The following is a 22,808-nucleotide window of genomic DNA, read 5'->3' as shown; positions in this document are numbered from 1 at the left end:
GTGGCGGCCGATGTTGCGGGCGGCGGCCAGCACGTACTGCAGGTCGGCCGAGCCGTCTTCGTCGGGCGGGGTGCCGACGCCGATGAATTGCAGGGTGCCATGGCCGACGGCGTAGCCGACATCGGTCGTGAAATGCAGTCGCCCCGCTGCGGCGTTGCGCCGCACGACGGCGTCCAGGCCGGGCTCATGGATCGGGATCTCGCCCCGCTGCAGCATGGCGATCTTGCGCTCGTCCACATCGAGGCACACCACATGGTTGCCCATCTCGGCGAGGCAAGCGCCGGTGACCAGACCTACGTACCCGGCACCGACAACGGTGATCTTCATGCTTGCAGTCTCCCTGATGCGTGCCAGCAGCTCATTGACGGACGCGATTCTGCCTGCAGCACTGTGTCGGTTCTTCGGGCGGGCGCACTCACGCCATGCCTCGCCTCCATTTGCCCAGGACTGCACGGCCGCTTGACTCAAAATCGACACACGTTGGCCGCCCTCCGGCCGCGACCAACCGTGTCTTCCCCATGAAAATCCTCCTCACCGGCGCTGCCGGCTTCATCGGCGCCCATGTCGCCCGCCTGCTGCTGGCCCGTGGCGACGAGGTGGTCGGCATCGACAACCTCAACGCCTACTACGACCCCCAGCTCAAGCACGACCGGCTGGCGCTGCTGCAGGGCCAGCCCGGCTTCCGCTTCCAGCAGATGGACGTGGCCGACCGCAGCGCGATGCCGGCGCTGTTCGCGCAGGAAAAGTTCGCCCGCGTGGTGCACCTGGCGGCGCAGGCCGGGGTGCGGCACTCGCTGGTCGACCCGCATGCCTACATCGACAGCAACCTGGTCGGCTTCACCAACATCCTGGAAGGCTGCCGCCACCACGGCGTGCAGCACCTGGTGTATGCCTCCAGCTCCAGCGTGTACGGCGGCAACACGCAGATGCCGTTTTCCGAGCACCACGGCGTGGACCACCCGGTGAGCCTGTACGCGGCCACCAAGAAGGCCAACGAGCTGATGGCCCACACCTACAGCCACCTGTTCAACCTGCCCACCACCGGGCTGCGCTTTTTCACCGTGTACGGCCCCTGGGGCCGGCCGGACATGGCGCTGTTCCTGTTTACCCGCGCCATCCTGGCCGGCGAGCCGATCCAGGTGTTCAACCACGGCAAGATGGTGCGCGACTTCACCTACATCGACGACATCGCCGAAGGCGTGGTGCGCACGCTGGACCATGTGCCCACGGCCAACCCGGCCTACGACCGCAGCCAGGCCGATGCGGCCGCCAGCCACGCGCCCTACCGCGTGTTCAACATCGGCAACCACCAGCCGGTGCAGCTGATGGACTTCATCGCAGCGATCGAGCGCCACACGGGGCGCGAAGCCATCAAGCAGCTGCGCGACATCCAGCCCGGCGACGTGCCGGCCACCTATGCCGACGTGTCCGAACTGCAGGCCTGGACCGGCTTCACGCCCGCCACCTCGGTGGATGAAGGCGTGCGCCGCTTCGTCGAGTGGTACCGGGGCTACTACAAGGTCTGATCGGCCCAGCGCGCGGCCAGCAGCTTGCGGTCGATCTTGCCATTGGGGTTGCGCGGCAGCGGCCCGGCCACCGGCACCACGCCGGCCGGCACCATGTAGGCCGGCATGCGCTGGCGGCACTGCGCCAGCAGCGCGGGCACGTCGAGCGCGGCACTGCCGTCGGGCGCGGTGGCCACCACCTGGATGGCCTGGCCCAGCGCCGGATGGTCCACGCCGAAGGCCGCGCACTCGCCCACCTGCTGGGTGGCGTACAGCACCTCTTCCACTTCGGTGGGGCTGACGCGGTAGCCCGAGGTCTTGATCATCTCGTCGCGCCGACCGATGAAGTACAAAAAGCCTTCCGCGTCCTTGCGCACGGTGTCGCCCGAATACACCGCGTATTCGGGCAGCTGCAGCCCGCCCAGCCGGCCGCCGATGCCCGCCGGCAGCAGCTTGTAGCGCTCGGCGGTCTTGTCGGCGTCGTTCCAGTAGCCCTGGCCCACCAGCGCGCCGCGGTGCACCAGTTCGCCCGGCTCGTCGGGGCCGCACTCGGTGCCGTCGTCGCGCAGCACCAGGATCTCCGCATTGGGAATCGCCTTGCCGATGGAATCGGGCCGGCGGTCCACCTCCTCGGGCGGCAGGTAGGTCGAGCGGAAGGCTTCGGTCAGCCCGTACATCAGGAAGGGCCGGGCCGAAGGCGCGCGCTGGCGCAGCGCCATCAGCGTTTCGCGCGGCATGCGGCCGCCGGTGTTGGCGAAGTAGCGCAGCTGGGCGTCGATCTCGGGCGGCCATTCCAGCTGCGTGAGCTGGATGTACAGCGGCGGCACGGCGGTCAGGCCGGTCACGCGTTCCTTGGCCATGGCCTTGAGCACGTCGCGCGGCATCAGGTAGTTCAGCAGCACCACCCGCGCACCCACGTGGAAGGCGGTGGTGAGCTGGCTGAAGCCGGCATCGAAGGACAGCGGCAGCGCCGCCAGCAAGGTGTCGCTGGCGCGGTTGTCCAGGTAGCTAGCCACGCTCTTGGCGCCCACCACCATGTTGCGGTGGGACAGCACCACGCCCTTGGGCCGGCCGGTGGAGCCCGAGGTGTAGAGGATGGCGGTGATGTCGCTGTCGATCACCCGGTGCGGCGCGGCCTGCGGACCGTCCAGCAGCGCGGGCCAGCCCAGCCGCTGCACGCCGGGCGGCAGTGCGGCGTCGGTGGCCGCGCCTTCCGTCACCACCACGCAGCGCAGCGCCGGGCACTGGGCCAGCACCGGTGCCAGCGTGGCCAGCCGTTCGGGCGAGGTGACGAGCACCCGCACGTCGCAGTCCTGCAGGATGAACACCGCCTGCTCGGGCTTGAGCAGCGGGTTGATCGGCACCATCACGCCGCCCGCAGCCGGCGCGCCGAAGCTGGCGATCACCGTCTCGAAGCGCTTTTCCAGGTAGATGGCCACCCGCTCGCCGCGCTGCAGGCCGGCGTGCACCACGCCGCCGGCGAAACGGCGCACCGCCTCGTCCAGCGCGCCGTAGTTCAGCGTCTGGCCGGCGGCGGTGAGGGCGGGGGCCTGCGCATCGCGCGCGGCCGCGAAATGCACCAGTTCGTGCAGAAGGTGGCTGTCGGGCATGAAAAAAGTATGGCATGCGGGGTGCAGGCGGCGCGGGCCACGTAGCCGGTGCAGGTGCGCAGCCCGCCACGGAAACCACCCGTTTGGGGGAAGCGCCGCCTCCTAGAATCCCCGGCCTGCCCGAACCCTGAATCAAGCCCGGAGTAACCCGATGGATGTGAAGCGCGAACTGCTCGGCGTGCTGGATGAAACGCTGGGCCTGCAAGGCCGGGCCCAGAGCTTCGATGCTTCCACACCGCTGCTGGGCGCCCTGCCCGAGCTGGACTCGATGGCCGTGGTGTCGCTGATCGCGGCGCTGGAAAGCCACTTCGGGCTCATCGTGGACGACGACGACATCGACGGCAGCACCTTCGCCACCGTCGGCTCGCTGGTGGACTTCGTCAACGACAAGCTGGCCGCATGACGCGCCGGCGCGCGCTGCGCCCCCTGCCGTGATGGAAGCCTTCTTCCTCCCCGTCGCGCACGCCGAAGGCGGCCGCTTCTGCATCCACCACCCGCCCGCGGCTGGCCAGCCGGCGCGGGGGGCGATGCTGTACCTGCCTCCTTTTGCGGAAGAGATGAACAAGTCGCGCCGCATGGTGGCGATGCAGGCGCGCGCGCTGGCCCAGCAGGGCCATGCGGTGTTGTGCATCGACCTGCACGGCTGCGGCGACAGCGCGGGCGAGCTGGCCGACGCCAGCTGGGCGGGCTGGGTGGCCGATGCGCTGGCCGGCGCCCACTGGCTGCAGGCGCGCCACCCGGGCCTGCCGCTCACGCTGTGGGGCTTGCGCACCGGCGCGCTGCTGGCCGGCGCGGTGGCCGCCGCGCTGCCGGCGCCCAGCCGCCTGCTGCTGTGGCAGCCGGTGACCGGGGGCAAGCAGGCGCTGCAACAGTTTCTGCGGCTGCAGGCGGCGGCCGACCTGATCGACGGCAAACAACAAGGCGCGGTGGCCGCGCTGCGTCAGCAGCTGGCGCAAGGCGAGTCGGTGGAAGTGGCCGGCTACCGCCTGCCCGCCGCAGTGGCGCACGGCCTGGAGGCGGCCACGCTGGTGCCCGGCGCGCAGGTGGCCGGCCTGACCTGGCTGGAAGTCAGCTCCCGCGCCGAGCCGGCGCTGAGCCCGGCCAGCACGCTGGCGCTGGACAAGTGGCGTGCCAGCGGCGTGCCGGTGCAATCGGCCGCGGTGCGCGGCCCGGCGTTCTGGCAGACGGTGGAGATCGAGGACGCGCCCGCGCTGATCGCGGCCACGACCGCGGCACTGGTGGCCGGCCTGCCCGTCGAAGCAGCCACCGGGGTGGCGGCATGACGGTCGCTTACCGCGAGTCGGCGCTGGTGTTCGCCTGCCAGGGCGAGCAGCTGGTGGGCGTGCTCACGCGCCCGGCCGCCGCGCCCGCCCAGCCGCTGCCCGGCGTGCTGGTGGTGGTGGGTGGGCCGCAGTACCGCGTGGGCGCGCACCGCCAGTTCGTGGAACTGGCGCGGGCGCTGGCCAGCGCCGGCCATGCGGTGCTGCGCTTCGACGTGCGCGGCATGGGCGACAGCAGCGGCGAGCTGCACGATTTCCTGCAGATCGACGACGACATCGCCGCCGCCATCGACACCCTGTGCCGCGAGGCCCAGGTGACGCAGGTGGTGCTGTGGGGCCTGTGCGACGGCGCTTCGGCCGCACTGCTGTACTGCGACGGCCGTGCCGACGCCCGGGTGGCGGGCCTGGCCCTGGCCAACCCGTGGGTGCGCTCGGCCGAAAGCCTGGCGGCCACGCACGTCAAGCACTACTACCTGCGCCGGCTGGCGGACGGCGCCTTCTGGCGCAAGCTGGTGGCCGGCGGCGTGGGCCGCCAGGCCGTGCAGGAATTGCTGGGCAACGTGGGCACCGCCCTGCGCGGCCGGCTGGCCCGGCGCGCAGCCGGCGGCAGCGGCGGCGCACCGCTGCGCTACCAGGACCGCATGGCGCGCGCCTGGCAGCGGTTTTCGGGCAAGATGCTGCTGATCATCAGCGGTGACGACTACACCGCCAAGGAGTTCCTGGGCGAAGTGGCCGCCGCCACCGCCTGGCGGGGTGCGCTGGACCTGCCGCAGGTGCGCCGCCACGACCTTCCGCTGGCCGATCACACGTTTTCCACCCCGGGCCAGGGCGCCGCTGCGGCACAGGCCACGCTGCATTGGCTGGGCGCACCCGGCCGACACAGCCAAGACCCTCAAGGAGTACGAGCGCCATGAACAAGCTCTGGTCCTGCCTGCTGCTGGCCCTGGCCTGCACCTCCGTGCAGGCCGCCATCGACACCAACGACGCCGAAGGCAGCTGTGGTCCGATCTACATCCCCACCCACGTGGGGCCGTTCGACTACCGCACCGATCGCCAGCTGCTGTCCACGGTGGAGTTCGGCCACTTCCAGCCCGGCGTGGAACGGCTGATCAAGCCGATGTTCCAGTACTTCGGCGCCGATCTGGACTACACGCTCAAGGCCTATCCCAACCACCATCGGGCGCTGATGACGATGGCGCGGCTGTCGATCAAGGAAAAGACGCTCAACCCCAAAGGGGCCAACTACTCGGCCGAGTGCTACTTCATCCGCGGCATGACCTTCCGGCCCGACGACCTGATCGTGCGGATGATCTACGCCAGCTTCCTGGTCATGCACCAGCGCAACGAAGACGCCAACAAGCAGCTGAACTTCGTGCTGGAAAGCGCCGGCGACGACCCGTTCACCCACTACAACGTCGGGATGATCTACGCCGACATGAAGGACTGGCCCAAGGCGCTGCAGCAGGCGCACATCGCGCTGGCCGGCGGCTTTGCCCGCCCCGAGCTGAAGACCCGGCTGCAGTCGGCAGGCCAGTGGCGCGAGCCCGCGGCCGACGGCGCCGCTGCGGCGGCAGCCAAACCCGCGAGCGCGGCCAGCCGATGAGCGCCCGCGGCGCCGCGGCTTCACCCTTGGCCGCTGCCGCGGGGGCGCCGCCCCTGCGCATCCGCCGCTTCAACCCCGAGGGCTTCGGCTTTCCGCGGCCGGCGGTGCCGGTGCGGCCCTGGCTGCGCACCGACCAGCTGCGCCGCAGCGCACAGGCGCCCGGCCAGGCGCTGGCCGACGCCGGCCGCGTGGTGCTGCCGTTTGCGATGGGCCGCTACGCGCTGCAGGCGGCGCTGCGCGCCAGCGGCGTGGGCCCGGGCACCCGCGTGCTGGCCCCGGCCTACCACTGCCGCAGCATGATCGACGGGGCGCTGGCCCTGGGCGCGGAAGTGGCGTTCTACCGCGTCACGCCGTCGCTGGGCGTCGACCTGGACCACCTGCAGCAGTTGGCGGCGCAGCGCGGCCGGCCCGTGCGGGCGGTGATCGCCGCGCACAGCTTCGGCTTCGGGCAGTCGCTGCAGGCGCTACTGGCCTGGTGCGCCGCGCAGGACGTGCGGCTGGTGGAGGACTGCTCCCACGTGCTGATGCACCCTGCCGTGCCCACCGGCCTGGGCCTGGCGGGCGACTTCGGCATTGCCAGCCCCAACAAGTTCTTTCCCGTGGAAGACGGCGGCCTGCTGTGGCACCAGCCCCAGCTGGCGGTGCAGCCGGCCGACCGCTCGCCCTCGCCGCTGGCCGAGCTGCGGGGCGCCTGGCGCACGCTGCAGCGGGCCCGCCAGGGGCAGGCGCCGGCCATGCCTGCAGCGGCCCCCGCCGCCCTGGGCCACCGACCCGCCGCCACCGACGCTCTGGCAGCCGGCGACAGCGAAAGCGTCTGCGCCACGCCGTCCGACCACTTCGACGAAGCCCTGGCCCGCAGCCGCGGCCAGGCCGGCGCCCGCTGGCTGGCCGCCCATGTGGATGCGCCGGCGATGGCCGCGCAGCGCCGCCGCCGCTACCAGCAGTGGCTGCAGGCCGCCCGCCAGTGGCCCGAGGTCGAGGCGCTGTACCCGGCGCTGCCCGACGCAGTGGTGCCCTACATGGTGCCGCTCTTCCTGCGCAGCCGCGTGGCCGAGCGCTTCGAGGCGCTGAAGTACGCCCGCGTGCCCGTGGGCCGCTGGGACGACATGGCGGTGTCGGACTGCCCGGTGGCCGGGCGCTACCGCCTGTCGCTGGTGCACCTGCCCTGCCACCAGGCCATCGACGACACGCAGATGGACTGGCTGCTGCAGGCGGCCACCCATGCCATGGCCCGCCTGGGATGAGCCCCCCATGAGCACCCAGGACACCACGCTGCCGATGCCCCGCGCCCCTGAATCGCCGCCCCTGCCCGTCGCACCGACTTCCTGGCGCTGGCAGGCGCACCGCCTGCGTGACGCGGCTGCCTTCGAAGGCCATGCCAGCGCCTGGGACCAGTTGCTGCACCGCCTGTGGGGCGAGCACCCCATGCTGTCGGCCGCCTTCGTGGGCGAGCTGCTGCGCCGCTTCGGCAGCGGCCAGGAATGGCTTCTGATCGGGCGCGACCCGGCGGGCCAGATGCAGGGTATGGCCGTGCTGCGGCGTGGCCGCGGGGGCATGTGGTCGAGCTTCGTGCCCTCGCAGGCGCAGGTGGCGCCGGTGCTGCTGGCCGACGGCCAGGGCGTGCCGGCGATGTTCCGGGCGCTGCCGGGGCTGGCTTGGCGCATCGACTTCCTGTGCAACGACCCCGATTTCGGCGACCTGTCGGCCAGCGCCGGCCGGCAGCCCAACACCAGCTGGCATGCGCTGACCACTTCGGTGGACCTGTCCGGCGGCTTCGAGGCCTACTGGGCTGCCCGCCCCACCAAACTCAAGCAGAACATGCGCCGCTACGAGCGGAAGCTGAGCGCCGCCGGCCCGGTGCGCTTCGTGGTGGTGCGCGAGCCCGAGGCCGTGGCCCAGGCGGTGGCCCGTTACGCGGCCATCGAGTCCAGCGGCTGGAAGGGGCGCGCCGGCACGGCGCTGCACGTGGGCAACGACCAGTTCGTCTTCTACCAGACCCTGATGGCAGGCCAGGCGCGCCACGGCGGCGCTGAGGTGTACGAGCTGTGGGTGGGCGACCAGCAGCTGGCCTCGCGCCTGGCGCTGACCAGTGCCCAGCGGGTGGTGATGCTCAAGACCACCTACGTGGAAGCGCACAGCGAGTTCTCGCCCGGCCACATCCTGCTGTACCGCACGCTGGAGCATGGCTTTGCGGCCCATGCCGGCAAGCGGGTGGAGTTCTACACCAACGCCACCCGCGAGCAGCTGTCCTGGAACACCGCGCAGCGCCACATCCACCATGCCAGCCACAGCCGCTTCGAGCCGCTGCTGGCCTGGGTGCGGGTGGCGCGGGCGCTGCGCGCGCGGCTGCTGCAGCCGATGTGGCGGCCTGGCACGCAAGGCAGCTCCGCGTCGCTGCCGGCCGCGCCGGCGCTGCCGCCCGACCTGGTGCGCTGGATGACGGCGGCCGAGCTGGCGGGCATCGAACGCGGCCATGCCTGGTTTGCCAACCTGTGCGGCGAGGTGCCCACGCTGGCTGAACATGCCCGCTTCGAGGTGGCGCGCAGCACCGACGGCGAGGTGCTGGCGGTGCTGCCCACCCAGCACCTGCCGCGCGAGGGCTGGCGCGGCGCCTCGCTGCATGCGCTGTCCAACTTCTACACCCCGTTGTACACGCCGGTGCTGTCGGACGACATCGCCAAGCAGGAGCTGGCCGGCCTGCTGCACCAGGCCATGCGGCGGGCCGGCGCCAGCCGCGCGCAGTTCTTCCCGATGGACGTGGCTTCGCGCGAGTACTCGCTGATGCGCGACGGCTTCATCCGCGCCGGCATGCCAGTGTTCCAGTACTTCTGCTTCACCAACTGGTATTTGCCGGTGCGCGGCGACTGGGCCACCTACCTGGCCCAGCGCCCGGGCGTCACCCGCAGCCTGCTGATGCGCCGCGGCCGCAAGTTCGCCCAGGTGGGCGGCTCGCTGGAAATCATCACCGGCGGCGATCGCCTGGAAGCCGGGCTGCAGGCCTTCCAGGAGGTCTACGCCGCCAGCTGGAAGCAGCCCGAGCCGCATCCCGGCTTCGTGCCCGGGCTGATCCGCGCCAGCGCCGAGCGCGGCTGGCTGCGCCTGGGCGTGGCCTGGCTGGACGGCAAGCCGATCGCGGCGCAGTTCTGGCTGGTCAACGACCGCAAGGCCTGGATCTACAAGATCGCCTACGACGCGCAGCAGTCGGGCCACTCGCCCGGTACCCTGCTCACCGGCCACATGATCGAGTCGCTGTTCAACAGCGGCGAAGTGGACGAGATCGACTACCTGACCGGCGACGACCCCTTCAAACGCGACTGGATGACGCACCGGCGCGAGCGCTGGGGCCTGGTGGCGTTCGACCCGTCCACGCTGTCGGGCCTGGCCGGCCTGCTGCGCGAGCTGCTGGGCCAGACGGCCAAGAGCCTGCTGGCACCGTTGCGCCACCGCCTGCGCCGCCCCGCCACCCCGGAGGCACCGCGATGACCCGCCGCGCGCCGGCCTTGCCGACCCTGCCCGACCCGCTGCGCCGCCGCTGGCTGGCCGCCGGCAGCCTGGCGCTGGCCCTGCCCGTGGCGCGGGCACGCGCCCAGGTGCTGCAGGTGGGCCCCGGCCGCGACTTCAAGACCCTGGCCGAAGCCGCCCGCCGCGCGCGCGATGGCGACACCATCGAGGTGGACGCGGGCGACTACCGCGGCGACGTGGCCGTGTGGCCGCAAAGTGGGCTGCAGCTGCAGGCCGTCGGCGGCCGCGTGCGCCTGCTGGCAGACGGGCAATCCATCCAGGGCAAGGGCATCTGGGTGATGCGCGGCGAGCGGTTGCGGGTGCAGGGCTTCGATTTTGAGCAGGCGCGTGTGCCCAGCCTCAATGGCGCCGGCATCCGGCTGGAGCGCGGCACGCTGGAGGTGGTGGACTGCCGCTTCTTCGACAACGAATGCGGCATCCTCACCGCCAACGAGCGCAGCATCGAGCTGAGCATCGAGCGCTGCGAATTCGGCCGCCAGGTGCGCGCCGACGGCAAGAACCACCATGTGTACGCCGGCGCCATCGGCCGCCTGACGGTGCAGGGCAGCAGCTTCAGCGGCGCGCGCAGCGGCCACCTGCTCAAGAGCCGCGCCCAGATCAACCACGTGGCCTGGAACCGCCTGGCTGATGGCGCCGACGGCCAGGCCAGCTACGAGCTGGAGTTTCCCAACGGCGGCCAAGCGCTGGTGCTGGGCAACGTCATTCAGCAGGGTCCGCAGACCGAGAATCCCAACATCGTGTCCTTCGGGGCCGAAGGCTACGCCACCGGCCCGAACGAGCTGGTGATGGCCTTCAACACCCTCGTCAACGAGCGGCGCAACGGCGGCATCTTCCTGGCCATGCGGCCGGGCGCCGACCGCCTGCGGCTGGTGGGCAACCTGCTGGTGGGCCCCGGCCTGCTGGCAGCCGACCACGTGGCCGCGATGACCGACCTGCGCGACAACCCCGCCCTGCCGCTGGCCGATCTCGTCAACCCCGCCCAGGGCGACTACCGCCTGCGCCGCACCGCCGCCGCCCGACTGACGCCCTTCACGCTGACCGGCGACGATGCCGACCTGCTGCCCCGCGGCATGTTCACCGCGCCGCGTGGCTGGGCGGCCCGCCCGCCGGCGGCCACCCTGCTGCCCGGTGCACTGCCGCCCGGCACCTGAGTACCTTTGAAGAAGCATCCCGACGCCATGTCCGCCGCCACCCTTGCAGAACCCGCCACCCTGGCACTGGCCCTCGGCCGCCCGCAGTTCGCCGACCAAGCGCTGCAGGCCATCCAGGCGCGTGACGGCGACCTGGCCGCCTGGCAGGCCGCCTTCACGCAGGCCGACCCCGCCACCGTGCTGGCCCGCGTGGGCGGCGACTTCGCCGTGGCGTTGACGCTGCCCGACGGCCGGCAGCTGCTGGCGGTGGACCGCTTCGCCATCCGCACCCTGTGCTACCGGGTGGAGGCGGCCGGCGAGCGCAGCATGCTGCGCGTGGCCGAGCAGGCCGATGCACTGGCCGCGCCCGGCGACGGGGTGAACCGCCAGGCGGTGTTCGACTACCTCTACTTCCACGCCATTCCATCGCCCGGCACCGCCCATGCCGGCGTGCTGCGGCTGCCGCCCGCCCACTGCCTGGTGTTCGACGGCCGTAACGCCACGGTCACGCCGTACTGGGTGCCCACCTTCCAGGACAAGGGACCGCCCCAACGGGCCAGCTTCGAGCAGCTGCGCGACGAATTCCGCCGCCTGCTGCGCGACGCGGTGGCCGCCACCGCCGATCCCGCGCGGCCGGCCAGCTTCCTCAGCGGCGGCACCGACAGCTCCACCGTCGCCGGCATGCTGCGCGAGGCCACCGGCCAGAAGCCGGCCACCTTCTCGATCGGCTTCGATGCCGAGGGCTACGACGAGATGGCCTTCGCCCGCATCGCGGCGCAGCGCTTCGACACCGAGCACCACGAGTACTACGTCACCCCCGACGACCTGGTGCGCAGCATGCCCGAGGTGGCCGCCGGCTACGACCAGCCCTTCGGCAACTCGTCGGCGCTGCCGGCCTACTTCTGCGCCTTGATGGCCAAGCGCGAAGGCGTGCGCCGCATCCTGGCCGGCGACGGCGGCGACGAGCTGTTCGGCGGCAACCTGCGCTATGCCAAGCAGCGGGTGTTCAACGTCTACGACCATGTGCCCGGCGCGTTGCGCAGCGCGCTGCTGGAGCCGGTGCTGGGCACCCGCGCCGCCCGCCAGCTGCCGCTGCTGCGCAAGGCCGCCAGTTACGTGGAGCAGGCCCGCGAACCGCTGCCCCAGCGCCTGGAAACCTACAACCTGCTGCTGCGCCTGGGCCTGGCCGACGTGCTCACGCCCGCCTTCCGCGCGCAGGTCGATGAGCAGGGCCCCCTCAAGGCCCAGCAGGCGGTGTGGCAACAGGCACGCACCGGCAGCCTGCTCAACCGCCAGCTGGCCTTCGACTGGCGCTACACCCTGGCCGAGACCGACCTGCCCAAGGTGTGCGGCACCACGCGGCTGGCGGGGCTGGACGTGGCCTTTCCGATGCTGGATGCGCGGCTGGTGGACTTTTCGCTGCGGCTGCCGGCCGACGCCAAGCTCAAGGGCCTGAAGCTGCGCTGGTTCTTCAAAGAAGCGCTGCGCGGCTTCCTGCCCGACGAGATCATCACCAAGAAGAAGCAGGGCTTCGGCCTGCCCTTCGGCGTGTGGACGCAGCGGCACGCCGGCCTGAAGGCCATGGCCGCCGATGCGCTGGGCAGCCTGTCCACCCGCAACCTGGTGCGCCCGCCCTTCCTCGACGCGCTGCTGAACCAGCGCCTGCCCGAGCACCCCGGCTACTACGGCGAGATGGTGTGGATCCTGACCATGCTGGAGCTGTGGCTGCGCGCCCACGCGCCGCAGTGGCGCATCGAGTAAGCCCATGGCGCCCACCCCTGCCGACGCCCTGGTCAGCGTCATCATTCCCACCTACAACTGCAGCGCCTACATCCGCCAGACGGTGGATGCGGTGCTGGCACAGACGCACCGGCCGATCGAACTCATCGTCATCGACGACGGCTCCACCGACGGCACGCCCGAGCTGCTGGCCGCCTACGGCGACCGGTTGAAGCTGGTCCGCCAGGCCAATGCCGGCGTGTGCGCCGCGCGCAACCACGGCCTGCGGCTGGCCCAGGGCGACTTCGTGTGCCTGATGGACCACGACGACTACTGGTACCCCGACAAGCTGGCGCTGCAGCTGCGCGCCTTTGCGGCGCACCCCGAGGTGGCGGTGGTGTTCAGCGCCTTCCAGCCCTGGCGCCGGCCGGCCGAGGACCAGGACTTTCCGCCGCCCGAAAGCGTGCCGCAGGAGGCGCATGGCGACGCTGCCGACCCGCGCTTTTCGGGCTGGATCTACCACGAGTTTCTGCTGGACTGCTGGATGCTGACCAGCACCGCGATGTTCCGCGCCCAGGCCTTCCAGCAGGCCGGCACCTTCGACGAGAACCTGCCCTACAGCGAAGACTGGGAGCTGTGGCTGCGCATGTCGCGGCGCTTCCAGTTCCTCAAGCTGCGGCAGGTGACCACGCTCTACCGCCAGCACCGCCAGCAAGGCAACCGCGTGCTGCGGCCCATCGACTACCGCACCCGGCTGCTGGCCGACACCGCCGCCCGCTGGGGCCTGGCCAGTGCCGACGGCCGGCGGGTGGACGACCGCACCTTCCGCCAGCAGCTGGCGCGCTACCACGTCGAGTACGGGCTGGGCCATCTGGCCCATGGCGACCGCGCCACCGGCCTGCGTGCGATGCTGGCGGCCCTGCGCACCTGCCCCTGGCGCATCAAACCCGCCGCCTATGTGGCGGCCACCCTGCTGGGCTGGAAGCCCGCCGTCTGAACCCTTTTTCGGCTGCGCGCTGTGCGGCGGCCTTGCCTGGACCTGACCCGATGTTCGACCACTTCAGACAGCGACAACACAAGCGCTGGTTCAACTTCCGCTGCGCCGCCATCGACCGCACGCCGCCGGTGCGCTGCAACCCGGACAGCAACGTCGTCATCGTCAGCCAGGTGTACCACCCCGACACCACCATGCTGCTGTTGGCGGCCAAGAGTTTTGCGCGCTACCTGGCGCCGCGCGGCTTCGTGCTAGTGGACGACGGCCTGCTGGACGCCGACAAGGCGCGGCTGAGCCACCACCTGGGCAACGTCACCTACGTGCCCACCGCGCAGGCGGCCGACCCCGCGCTGCCGCGCGGCGGCGCCTGGGAGCGCTTTGCCGCGCTCACCCGCGAGAACGCCAGCCACTACGTGATCCAGCTCGACTCGGACACGCTGACGCTGCAGCCGCCGAAGGAGGTGCTGGACAGCGTGGCCGCCGGCCGCACCTTCACGCTGGGCACCAGCAGCGGCACCCACCCGGTGGCGGTGCAGACCGCCTCGGACTACGCCAGCCAGCACCACTCCAAGCACGTGCAGAACGCCGCCGAACGTGTGCTGGCCCAGCTGCCCGATGCGGCCGGCCTGAAGTACGTGCGCGGCTGCGCCGGCTTCACCGGCTTTCCGCCGGGCACCTTGTCGCTGGAGCGCATCCGCGACTTCTCCAAGGCGATGGAACAGCTGGTGGGCGCGCAGCGCTGGGCCGAATGGGGCACCGAGCAGGTGACCTGCAACTTCATGGCCGCCAATGCGCCCGACGCGCTGGTGTTGCCGGTGGACCGCTACCCGTTCTGGATTCCGGGCGCCGACCTGACCGACGTGGCGCTGGTGCACTTCTTCGGCACCTTCCGCTTCCAGGGCGGCATGTACCAGCGGCGCGGCCTGCAGCTGTGCCGCGAACTGGCGGGCCGATGAGCCAGCCACCCGTGCCGCCGGCCGTGCCGCCCGCGGCGGTGCCTACCGGTCCCGCGGCCGAGCCCGTGCCGGCCGCCACCACGCCGCCCGCCGACACCGAACGTCTGGGCGGCAAGGCCGTGCGCGGCGCGGCATGGCTGAGCGCCGGCCAGCTGGCGCGCCAGGCCTTTTCCTTCGGCACCAGCCTGGTGTTGGCGCGCCTGCTGGTGCCCGACGACTTCGGCCTCTTCGGCATGACCTACGTGGCGGCCGAGATCGCGCAGGTGTTCATCTCGTTCGGGCTGGGCGCCGCCATCGTGCAGCGCCGGGTGAGTGCGCCCGACGTGCTGACCACCTGCTTCTGGTTCAACGTGGTCATCGGCCTGGCCGCCGGGCTGGGGCTGGCGCTCAGCGGCCCGTGGCTGGCGGCCTACTACGGCCGGCCCGAGGTGCAGCAGCTGGTGTGGCCGCTGTCCGTCAACATGCTGGTGGCCGGCGCCATGGTGGTGCCGCAGGCCATCCTCACCCAGCAGCTGCGCTTTCGCGACATGGCGGTGGCGCAGATCGTGGGCAGCGTGCTGGCCGCGGTGGGCGCGCTGGCGCTGGCCTGGGCCGGCGTGGGCGTGTGGGCGCTGGCCGCGCAGCCGCTGATCGGCAACCTGCTGACCGGCGCCTGGATGATGCGCAGCAGCCGCTGGCTGCCCGGCCTGCAGCCGGCGCTGCGCCACCTGGAAGGGCTGTTCAGCCTGTCGGCCAACCTGCTGGCCAGCAACCTGGTGACCACGGTGGGCCGCAACCTGCACACCTTCGTCATCGGCCGCTACCTGGGCGCCGCCACGCTGGGCGCCTTCGGCATCGCCTCGGGCCTGACCGGCACGGTGCTGTTCCAGATCACCTCGGTCATCACCCGGGTGCTGTTTCCCACGCTGTCGCAGCTCAAGGACGACCGCGCCCGGCTGGCCAGCGCCTGGCTCACCGCCAATGCGGCGGTGGGGCTCACCACCATTCCCATCATGGCCGGCGCCGCGGCGATGGCGCCCGACGTGGTGCGGGTGCTGTTCGGCCCGCAATGGGGCGAGGCGGTGGAGGTGCTGCCCATCCTGTGCGTGGCGATGGCGGTGCAAAGCCCGCTGATGTCCACCGGCACGGTGCTGCTCACCTACGGTCGCGGCGACCTGCTGCTGCGCACCTCGCTGGTCACCGCGGTGCTCAGCGGCCTGGGCTACTGGATCGGCACCGCCACCGGCGGCCTGGCCGGCGCCGGCTGGGGCTACCTGGCCGTCACCGTCGTCACCCACGCCTGGATGGCGCAGCTGGCCTGCAAGGAAGCGGGGCTGCCGCTGCGCCAGCTGCTGATGCCGCTGCTGGTGCCCACGCTGTGCTCGGCCGGCATGGCGGCCATCATGATGGCCAGCGCCCGCGCGATGCCCGAGCTGGCACCGCTGGCGCGGCTGCTGGTGTGCGTGCTCATCGGCGCGCTGAGCTACCTGGGGCTGCTGATGCTCACCGCCCGCCGCTCCACCTTGAAGCTGCTGCAGGACGTGCTGCGGCAAGTGAAGCGGTGACGCGCCTGGCCACCGCAGCGTCGGCCGCGCTGGCCGCCTGGCGGCTGGGCTGGCACGACGCCTGGCGCAGCCTGGCCTTCGAGCGCAGCCGCGCCCCCCGCCCGCAGGCGGCGCTGCAGGCCTGGCAGGCCGGCCAGGCTGCGCGCCGGCAGCGCGCCCGGCGGCTGGACGCACCGGCCCTGCACCGCCTGCTGCAGGCCGAAGCGGCCTGCGCCGCCGCCGGCCTGGCCTACCCGCGGGAAGACGCCGGCCAGCAGGCGCCCTGGCACCTGCCCGAGCGCTTGGCCACGCTGGCCGCCAATGGCCTGCCGCCCCACCCGCTGATCGCCCCGGCGCTGCTGGCCGCGCTGGTGGGCCCGCCAGCGCAGCAGCCGGGCTCGGCCTGCGATGCACTGCGGGCCTTGCTGGCCGGGGCGGATGCCCTGCCCGCCCGCTGGCAGGGCCTGCCGGTGGGCCTGGCCGCACGCCCGGCGCAGCCCGCCCGCCATGCGGTGTGCCTGCACCTGTTCTACGCCGAGCAGTGGCCCGCCTTCGTGGCCGCGCTGCGGCGGCTGCCGCAGCCGGTGGACCTGTACGTCACGCTGCCGGCCTTTGCCGCCACGCCCGAGCTGCGGCGGCTGGTGCAGGCGCATCCGCGGACCGTGCTGCTGCCCACGCCCAACCGCGGCCGCGACGTGCTGCCCTGGCTGCAGGCGCTGCGGGCCGGCGCGTTCGACGGCTACACCGCCGTGTGCAAGCTGCACACCAAGCGCAGCCCGCACCATGCCGATGGCCAGCGCTGGCGCGACGAGCTGGTGCAGGCGCTGCTGCCCGAGGACAAGAAGGCCTTGCAGGCGCTGCTGGGCGCCTTCGAGCAGGACCCGTCGCTGGGCCTGGCCGGTCCCGGCGCCCATTGCATCGAGCCCGGTGACCGCCAGCATGGCGGCAGCAACCAGCGCGCACTGGCCCGGGTGCTGCCGCGGCTGGGCGGCGCTGCCGGGCCCGATGCGGGCCAGCGGCCCTTCTTCGCCGGCACCATGTTCTGGTTCCGGCCGCGGGCGCTGGCCGGGCTGCGCGCTGCGCCGCTGAGCGCCGACGACTTCGAGCCCGAGATGGCGCAGACCGACGGCACCACCGCACATGCCATCGAGCGGCTGGTATGGCCGCTGGTGGAACATGCCGGCTACCGCGTGACGCGGCTGCCGGCCTAGTCGCCGGGGCTGAAGGCCCGGTGCGCGCTCAGGCGTGCTGCAGGTAGAAGGTGGCCTGGTCGCCGCGGCCTTCGGCATTCACCTGCTCGGCCAGTGCGGCGTTGCGGGCGATGTCTGCCGGCGTCGGTTCGGGGCCGTCGTAGTGGGGCTTGCCGTCGGGCCGGCTCGGGTCACGGCCCAGGGGCACGTTCTGGCGATAGCGGTCGCTGTAGGTGAACTGCTCGTGGTTGGAGTCGTGCACCGTGCGCACCAGCTTCAGCCCGGCCCGCTCGGCCAGCAGGCGCAGGCTTTTTTGCGTGTGCAGGTAGAAGTGGCGCGGCGCGTCCAGCTGGAACCAGTCGGTGCCGAAGCGCTCCCAGGCCAGTGAGTCGACCAGCGGCACCCGGATGATGGCCGTGCCACCGGGTGCCAGCCTGCGCGCCACGGCGGCCATGGTGCCGGCCGCGTCGGGCACGTGTTCGAACGAGTGGTTCATCAACACGATGTCGTACTGACCGTCCAGCGTTTCGGCCGACTGGCGCAGCATGCGAAAGCCCGGGCCCACCTGGTGGTCGCCCTTGGACAGAAACGGGTCGGCGCCCGTCAGGTCGCGGAAGCCGACGTTGTGCAGCCGGTACAGCAGGATGGCCGTGCCGCAGCCGACGTCCACGATGCGGGTGTCCAGCGACAGGCCCGGCACGCGCCGCAGAAACTCGAAGCCGATGCGCAGCTGCGGGGTGTTCAGCGTGGGCAGCGCCAGCTGGCCGCCGGGCGCGAACAGCATCACCCGGTCACGCAGCCGATTGAGCAGGTTCTTCAGCGGCCGGCGGTAGGCCAGCGCCGGGTCCATCGAGAAGCTGTAGTAGCCCTGGCCGTAGTGGCTGGACATGTCGGCCGGGATCTCGGTGATCTGCAGGCAGCCGCAGTCGCTGCACTTGAAGTAGTCGAAGGTCTCGCGCGTGCCGAACATCATCTCGCGCGCGGTGTGGTGCGGGTGCGGGCCGGTGGCGCCGCACACGCGGCAGGTCAGGTCGCCGCTCATGGCGTGGCCAGCGCTTGGCGGTAGGCCGGCGCATCGGCCGGCTGCAGCAGTTCTTGCTCGTAGGTTTCCAGCATGGCCTTCTTGTTCTTCATCACGAAATGCAGGCAGGAGAACTTGTGGCGCTGCCACGGGCCCAGGCGGCCGGCGTTGCGCAGTTCGTCGGGAAACATCATGAACCAGGTCTGCCACACCGGCAGGCCGAGCGACTTGACCAGCTCGGTGGCGGCGATGTCCTCGACGCCGATGTTGCGCTCGGACAGGTAGCGTTCCAGCGGCTCGCGCTGCAGCAGCGCCAGCACCTGGCGCACGGTGCCGGCGCGCAGGAAGTAGCAGCCGCCCTGGCAGAAGCGGAAGTCGACGAAGTGGCCGTCGCCCACCATCGCCGCGTCGCTGCGCGCCACCGCCTGGAAGATGCGGTCGTTGAAGAAGAATACGTCCGAGTCCACCCGCGCGACCACGTCGTCGTCCTGCAGGCCCTCGGCGGCCATCTCATAGGCGCGCCAGATCCAGCCGATCTGCTCGGCGCCATAGCCCATGGCCTTGGGCCACGGGATCACGCGCAGCCCCGGCACCAGCGCCCGCAGCTGGTCGGCCTGCGCTTCGGAGATCGGCATGTCGTTGTCGTTGAACACCAGCACTTCCAGGCGCACGCCGGGCGCCGAGCGCACCACGCTGTGCAGCGCGCAGTACAGGTACGAGAAGTACGAGTGGCAGCTGAAGTAGCACAGGCGGAACACCGGCTGGCGGGCCAGCGGCCGGGCCAGCACCGCGCGGCGCTGGCGCATCTGCCGCGCAAAGGCCGGCAGCTGCCGCAGGCGGATGGGCATGCGCATCATGCGGCCACCTCGTCGGGCACACGGGCGGCGGGCGCCTGCATCAGGTTCATCGCGCAGCGCAGGCCGAAGCGCATCATCGTAGTGTCCCAGGGCGTGAAGCGCGGCAGCTGGTACACGTCGACGCCGCTGCTGGCGGTGCCCGGCGCGGTGCTCACCGCGGCGGCAAAGCCGGCCTTGCGCACCAGGGCCACGTCGCGCGGGCCGTAATCGCCGCCGGGCACGCCGTTGGGGTAGGCGAACAGCGTGGGCGCCTCGCCCAGCCACTGGGTCAGCTGCTCGCGGCCTTCACCGATCTCGCGCGCGGCCACCGCGTCGCTCACGCGCGCCAGGATGGGGTGGCTCACCGTGTGACCGCCGATGTCCATGCCGGCATCACGCAGCGCACGCAGCTGCTCGACGCTCATCATCAGGTCGCTGACCGCGGGCAGGCCGTGGCGCGCGCCGATGGCCTGGGTGCGGGCCACGCGCTCTTCCAGCGCCAGGTACTTCAGCCCGCGCAGCGCGGCGCGGTAGGCGGTCACGCGGCTGGCCGCGTCGCCCACCGGCTGCACGCCGAGGCCGAACTCGCGCCAGTCCAGCTCGCCGGCCGGCGCCTGGCGCACCGCCTCGATCACCGTGTCGTTCCACATGCGGCCCCCACCGGTGTAGCCGGTGGCGATGAAGAAGGTGGCGCTGACGCCGTGGCGCCGCAGCACCGGCGTGGCCAGCGTCAGGTTGTCGGTGTAGCCGTCGTCGAAGGTGATGCAGGCCGGCGCCGCGGGCAGCGTGCCCTGCTGCAGCCGCTGCACCGCCTGCGCCAGCGGCAGCACGTGGAAGCGGCGGGCGATGAAGCCCACCACGCGGTCGAAGCGCTCGACGTCGATCTCGTCGGGCAGCAGCGGATCGACCGCGGGCAGCACCCGGTGGAAGATGAAGATCGACAGCCGGGCGCCGGTGCCGGCGGGGGACAGCCAGGTGTAGGGGTTGAGCATCTCAGTAGGGCTTGGTCGCCATCGCCATGCCGGCCGGCAGCTGCGCCTGGCGGGCCGCCTTGGCCACCGCCAGCTGCTGCTGGCGGCCGATGTGCAGCGCGATGCAGGACACGGCCGAGAGGTAGTACGGCAGGTCGAAATAGGCCAGGCTGAGGAAGGCGCCGGCCACGCCGTAGCCGATGCACGAGACCTGGATCATGCCGCCGAGGTCGGACAGCCAGCGCTGGTCCTCCGAGGCCTGGCCGATCTTCTTCATGCGGCCGGCGGCGATCCAGGTGGTGAGCCCGATCATCAGGAACAGGAACAGGCCGATGAAGCCATGCTCGCCCATCACCTGGAAATAGATGCTGTGCGCGGCCAGCACCAGGTCGGAGCGGTCGGAGTACATCGCGTACACGTCCTTCATGTAGATCATGAAGCCGCCGCCCAGCAGCCGGTCGCAGGCCAGGTTCCAGGCCATCTTCCAGGCATGCAGCCGGCCCAGCGCCGAGTCGTCGGTGTTGTAGGTTTCGATGGTGTTCATGCGCTCAAACCACTGGTCGGGCATGAAGGCCAGGCCGGCGGTGGCGATCACGAGCATGGCCACGCCGGTGACGAACTTGTGGCGGCCCTTGAGCCACAGCATGAAGCCCATGGCGGCCAGCGCCAGGAAGGCGCCGCGCGAGTAGCTGCCCAGCACCATGATGGCCGACAGCGCGATGCAGGCGCCCAGCGCGCGGCGGCGCCAGGGCGTGGTCATCTGCAGCTGGATGTAGCGCAGCAGCGGAATCGTCATCACCACTGCCAGCGCCAGTTCGTTGTTGCCGTGGATGAAGCCGCCCGGACCCCACACGCGGTAGTTGCCCCCGGTCATCAGCGTGAAAAGGCCGCCCTTGACGCCGTAGAAGCCCACGGAGAACGCCAGCGTCCAGATCAGCCAGTCGAGCTTGCGCCGGTCGTTGACCAGGGCGATGGTGACGAACACCATCAGCCAGATCTTCATCGAGCGCTGCCACAGGAACAGCGATTCGTCGAAGAAGAACGAGAACGGCAGCGTGATGCAGGTCCAGAGCATGAACAGCAGGATGGCCCAGGCGGGTGGGCCCAGCAGCGGGTTCTGCCGCTCCTTGGTGACCAGCAGGCCCACCAGCGTGCAGGCCGCGATGCCGGTGGCCACCGGCCAGTCGGCGGCGCGCCAGCCGAACTCGACGTGCGGGCTCATCAAGCTGACCCAGGCGAACAGCGCGGCGCCGATCCACGGCCGCCACAGCGCCCACACCGTGCCGATGCTGATGACGGTGAGGATGAGCAGGTCAGACATGCCGCAGCACCCCCGCCTGCGCACCGGCCAGCGTGTGGAACAGGCGCAGTTGCGCCTGGCTGGTGGCTTCCCAGCTGAAGCCTTCGGCGTAACGCCGCACCGCCGCGCGGTCGGGCGCGGCAGCCAGCAGCGTGCGCACCGCATCGGCAAAGGCGGCGCCGCTGCGCTCGGCCACCAGCCGGCCCACCGCGTCAGTGGCCACCACCTCGGGCGTGCCCCAGATGCGCGTGGCCACCACCGGCGTGCCGCAAGCCATGGCCTCCAGCAGCACATTGGCCCAGCCTTCGCGGCTGGAAGCCAGCACCAGCGCATCGGCGGCGCTGTACCAGCGCAGCAGCTCGGTGTTGGGCACGCTGCCCACCAGGCGCACCTGGTCGGCCACGCCACGCTCGCGCGCACGCTGCAGCAGGCGCTCGCGTTCTTCGCCTTCACCGGCGATCACCAGGCGCGCGCCCGGGTGCGTGGCCTGCAGCGCGGCCACCGCGTCAATGGCCACGTGGTGGCCCTTGCGTTCGATCAGGTGGCCCACCGACAGCAGCAGCGGCGCGCCGTCGATGCCCAGCTCGGCCCGCATCTGCGCCGGGGGCAGCGGCCGGAAGCGCTGCAGGTCGACACCGTTGCGCATCACATGCAGGCGCGCCGGCTCGATGCCCAGCTCGCCGAGCACGTCCATCAGCGCCGCGCACACGCCCACCGAGGCGTCGGCCTGGCGCGCCGCCCACTGGATCATGCGGCGCGGCAGGGTGTACTGCGGAATCAGGTTGAGGTCGGTGCCGCGGGCGGTGATGACCAGCGGCTTGCGGAAATGCCGGGCCAGCAGCGCGGCGGCCACGCCGTCGGGGTAGTAGTAATGGGCGTCGATGACGTCGAAATCGAAGCCTTCGTCCAGCACCGCCTGCACCGCCGGCCGCGCCCACAAGGCCAGCAGCGCGGGCGTGACGGTCATGCCCACCTTCGGAATCAGCGGGTAGCGCGGGTGCCGCACGTCGATGCCGTGGCGCTGCTCACGCAACGGGGTGCGGGCCATCGCGGCACGCTCGCCGTGTTGGGGGTCGGTGGACGGGAACCAGGGCACCGGCGCCACCACACGCGTTTCAATGCCGCCCTGGGCCAGCAGCTCGCGCAGGCGCGTTTCCACGAAGATGCCGTGCACGGGGCGGGCGCTGCTGGGGTACAGCGTCGAGAACAGCAGGGTGCGCAGCGGGCGGCTCATCGGGCGGTGACAAAAGGCGGGTGGGCCAGGGCCGCAGCCCGCAGGACGACAGCCGGCGAGCATAGCGCCCGGTCGTTGCACCGCACCATCCCGCCCTTGCGTGCCGGCAACAACGTCACGCTCAGCCCGCCGGCGGGCGCGCCACCGTGGCGCCGGCACCGCCAACGGTGCCACCACCCGCCAGCGCGGCGGCCAGGCTGGCCACGCGGCGGGCGTTCGCCTGCCAGGTGAGGCCCTGCTCCACGATGGACGCGGCGGCGCCTGCCGCCAGGCGTTCGCGCAGCGCCGCGTCGGCGCCCAGGCGGGTGAGGCCGGCCTCGAAGGCGCCGGGCTGCGCGGGGTCGAACAGCAGCGCGTTGGCGCCGTCCACCAGCACCTCGGCGATGTTGGGCTGGCGCGGCGCGATGATGGCCT

The 22,808-nt window shown here is 71.8% G+C and carries 20 protein-coding genes and 1 pseudogene; 13 read left to right on the top strand and 8 right to left on the bottom strand.

What is annotated here, in order from left to right:
• Nucleotides 1–327, bottom strand: a 327-nt coding sequence (locus ABNT58_RS18900; protein ID WP_348754985.1) for a 2-dehydropantoate 2-reductase N-terminal domain-containing protein, incomplete at its 3' end; no start/stop codon positions are given.
• A 191-nt stretch (nucleotides 328–518) separates the two neighbouring features.
• On the opposite strand from ABNT58_RS18900, the gene ABNT58_RS18895 reads away from it, so the two are divergent.
• A complete protein-coding gene (locus tag ABNT58_RS18895) occupies nucleotides 519–1,526 on the top strand; it encodes an NAD-dependent epimerase (protein ID WP_348754984.1) in 1,008 nt (335 codons plus the stop codon).
• Here the strand turns inward: ABNT58_RS18895 and ABNT58_RS18890 are convergent.
• Entirely contained in the window at nucleotides 1,514–3,115 is a 1,602-nt protein-coding gene (locus tag ABNT58_RS18890) for an acyl-CoA ligase (AMP-forming), exosortase A system-associated (protein WP_348754983.1), read from the bottom strand. The genes ABNT58_RS18895 and ABNT58_RS18890 overlap by 13 nt on opposite strands.
• Before the next feature lie 151 nt (nucleotides 3,116–3,266).
• Here ABNT58_RS18890 and ABNT58_RS18885 point away from each other — a divergent pair, with 151 nt between their 5' ends.
• The 12 genes from ABNT58_RS18885 to ABNT58_RS18830 are packed head-to-tail and all read left to right on the top strand — an operon-like array spanning nucleotide 3,267 to nucleotide 17,053.
• Complete coding sequence (locus ABNT58_RS18885) at nucleotides 3,267–3,518, top strand: phosphopantetheine-binding protein (RefSeq protein ID WP_348754982.1); 252 nt, start codon at nucleotides 3,267–3,269, stop codon at nucleotides 3,516–3,518.
• Nucleotides 3,519–3,549: 31 nt separating this feature from the next.
• Complete coding sequence (locus ABNT58_RS18880; RefSeq protein ID WP_348754981.1) at nucleotides 3,550–4,398, top strand: hydrolase 2, exosortase A system-associated; 849 nt, start codon at nucleotides 3,550–3,552, stop codon at nucleotides 4,396–4,398.
• On the top strand, nucleotides 4,395–5,309 hold the full coding sequence (locus tag ABNT58_RS18875; protein ID WP_348754980.1) for a hydrolase 1, exosortase A system-associated: 915 nt from the start codon (nucleotides 4,395–4,397) through the stop codon (nucleotides 5,307–5,309). The genes ABNT58_RS18880 and ABNT58_RS18875 overlap by 4 nt, the downstream gene beginning before the upstream one ends.
• The gene (locus ABNT58_RS18870; protein ID WP_348754979.1) at nucleotides 5,306–5,998 is read left to right on the top strand and encodes an ABC transporter permease; all 693 of its coding nucleotides are present in this window, start codon (nucleotides 5,306–5,308) and stop codon (nucleotides 5,996–5,998) included. The genes ABNT58_RS18875 and ABNT58_RS18870 overlap by 4 nt, the downstream gene beginning before the upstream one ends.
• Nucleotides 5,995–7,242, top strand: coding sequence for a DegT/DnrJ/EryC1/StrS family aminotransferase (locus tag ABNT58_RS18865; RefSeq protein ID WP_348754978.1), 1,248 nt, complete (start codon nucleotides 5,995–5,997; stop codon nucleotides 7,240–7,242). Before ABNT58_RS18870 ends, ABNT58_RS18865 begins: the two co-directional genes overlap by 4 nt.
• A gap of 7 nt (nucleotides 7,243–7,249) precedes the next feature.
• Nucleotides 7,250–9,481, top strand: a complete 2,232-nt coding sequence (locus tag ABNT58_RS18860) for a GNAT family N-acetyltransferase (protein WP_348754977.1) — start codon at nucleotides 7,250–7,252, stop codon at nucleotides 9,479–9,481.
• Nucleotides 9,478–10,671 carry a hypothetical protein gene (locus tag ABNT58_RS18855; protein WP_348754976.1) on the top strand — a complete coding sequence of 398 codons (1,194 nt, stop codon included), beginning with the start codon at nucleotides 9,478–9,480 and terminating at the stop codon, nucleotides 10,669–10,671. Before ABNT58_RS18860 ends, ABNT58_RS18855 begins: the two co-directional genes overlap by 4 nt.
• A gap of 27 nt (nucleotides 10,672–10,698) precedes the next feature.
• Nucleotides 10,699–12,411: an asparagine synthase C-terminal domain-containing protein gene (locus ABNT58_RS18850; protein ID WP_348754975.1), complete on the top strand. Its 1,713-nt coding sequence runs from the start codon at nucleotides 10,699–10,701 to the stop codon at nucleotides 12,409–12,411.
• 4 nt (nucleotides 12,412–12,415) lie between these two features.
• Entirely contained in the window at nucleotides 12,416–13,366 is a 951-nt protein-coding gene (locus ABNT58_RS18845; RefSeq protein WP_348754974.1) for a glycosyltransferase, read from the top strand.
• A 50-nt stretch (nucleotides 13,367–13,416) separates the two neighbouring features.
• A complete protein-coding gene (locus tag ABNT58_RS18840; protein WP_348754973.1) occupies nucleotides 13,417–14,319 on the top strand; it encodes a hypothetical protein in 903 nt (300 codons plus the stop codon).
• A complete protein-coding gene (locus ABNT58_RS18835) occupies nucleotides 14,316–15,863 on the top strand; it encodes a lipopolysaccharide biosynthesis protein (protein ID WP_348754972.1) in 1,548 nt (515 codons plus the stop codon). The genes ABNT58_RS18840 and ABNT58_RS18835 overlap by 4 nt, the downstream gene beginning before the upstream one ends.
• Entirely contained in the window at nucleotides 15,860–17,053 is a 1,194-nt protein-coding gene (locus ABNT58_RS18830; protein WP_348754971.1) for a rhamnan synthesis F family protein, read from the top strand. Before ABNT58_RS18835 ends, ABNT58_RS18830 begins: the two co-directional genes overlap by 4 nt.
• A gap of 28 nt (nucleotides 17,054–17,081) precedes the next feature.
• Here ABNT58_RS18830 and ABNT58_RS18825 read toward each other — a convergent pair whose 3' ends face one another.
• The 6 genes and pseudogenes from ABNT58_RS18825 to ABNT58_RS18800 all read right to left on the bottom strand — a co-directional run.
• Nucleotides 17,082–18,074: a class I SAM-dependent methyltransferase gene (locus tag ABNT58_RS18825; protein ID WP_348754970.1), complete on the bottom strand. Its 993-nt coding sequence runs from the start codon at nucleotides 18,072–18,074 to the stop codon at nucleotides 17,082–17,084.
• Nucleotides 18,071–18,910 carry a hypothetical protein gene (locus tag ABNT58_RS18820; RefSeq protein WP_348754969.1) on the bottom strand — a complete coding sequence of 280 codons (840 nt, stop codon included), beginning with the start codon at nucleotides 18,908–18,910 and terminating at the stop codon, nucleotides 18,071–18,073. The genes ABNT58_RS18825 and ABNT58_RS18820 overlap by 4 nt, the downstream gene beginning before the upstream one ends.
• Nucleotides 18,907–19,881, bottom strand: a complete 975-nt coding sequence (locus tag ABNT58_RS18815) for a polysaccharide deacetylase family protein (RefSeq protein ID WP_348754968.1) — start codon at nucleotides 19,879–19,881, stop codon at nucleotides 18,907–18,909. The genes ABNT58_RS18820 and ABNT58_RS18815 overlap by 4 nt, the downstream gene beginning before the upstream one ends.
• 1 nt (nucleotide 19,882) lies before the next feature.
• Nucleotides 19,883–21,181 carry a putative O-glycosylation ligase, exosortase A system-associated gene (locus ABNT58_RS18810; protein ID WP_348754967.1) on the bottom strand — a complete coding sequence of 433 codons (1,299 nt, stop codon included), beginning with the start codon at nucleotides 21,179–21,181 and terminating at the stop codon, nucleotides 19,883–19,885.
• Entirely contained in the window at nucleotides 21,174–22,394 is a 1,221-nt protein-coding gene (locus ABNT58_RS18805; protein WP_348754966.1) for a glycosyltransferase family 4 protein, read from the bottom strand. Before ABNT58_RS18805 ends, ABNT58_RS18810 begins: the two co-directional genes overlap by 8 nt.
• 121 nt (nucleotides 22,395–22,515) lie before the next feature.
• A pseudogene (locus ABNT58_RS18800) lies at nucleotides 22,516–22,808 on the bottom strand (hypothetical protein); the annotation flags it as partial.

It is taken from the genome of uncultured Aquincola sp., from assembly GCF_964001545.1.
In the GTDB taxonomy this organism is placed as follows: domain Bacteria; phylum Pseudomonadota; class Gammaproteobacteria; order Burkholderiales; family Burkholderiaceae_C; genus Aquincola.
This window is presented reverse-complemented; position numbering and strand designations above follow the sequence as displayed.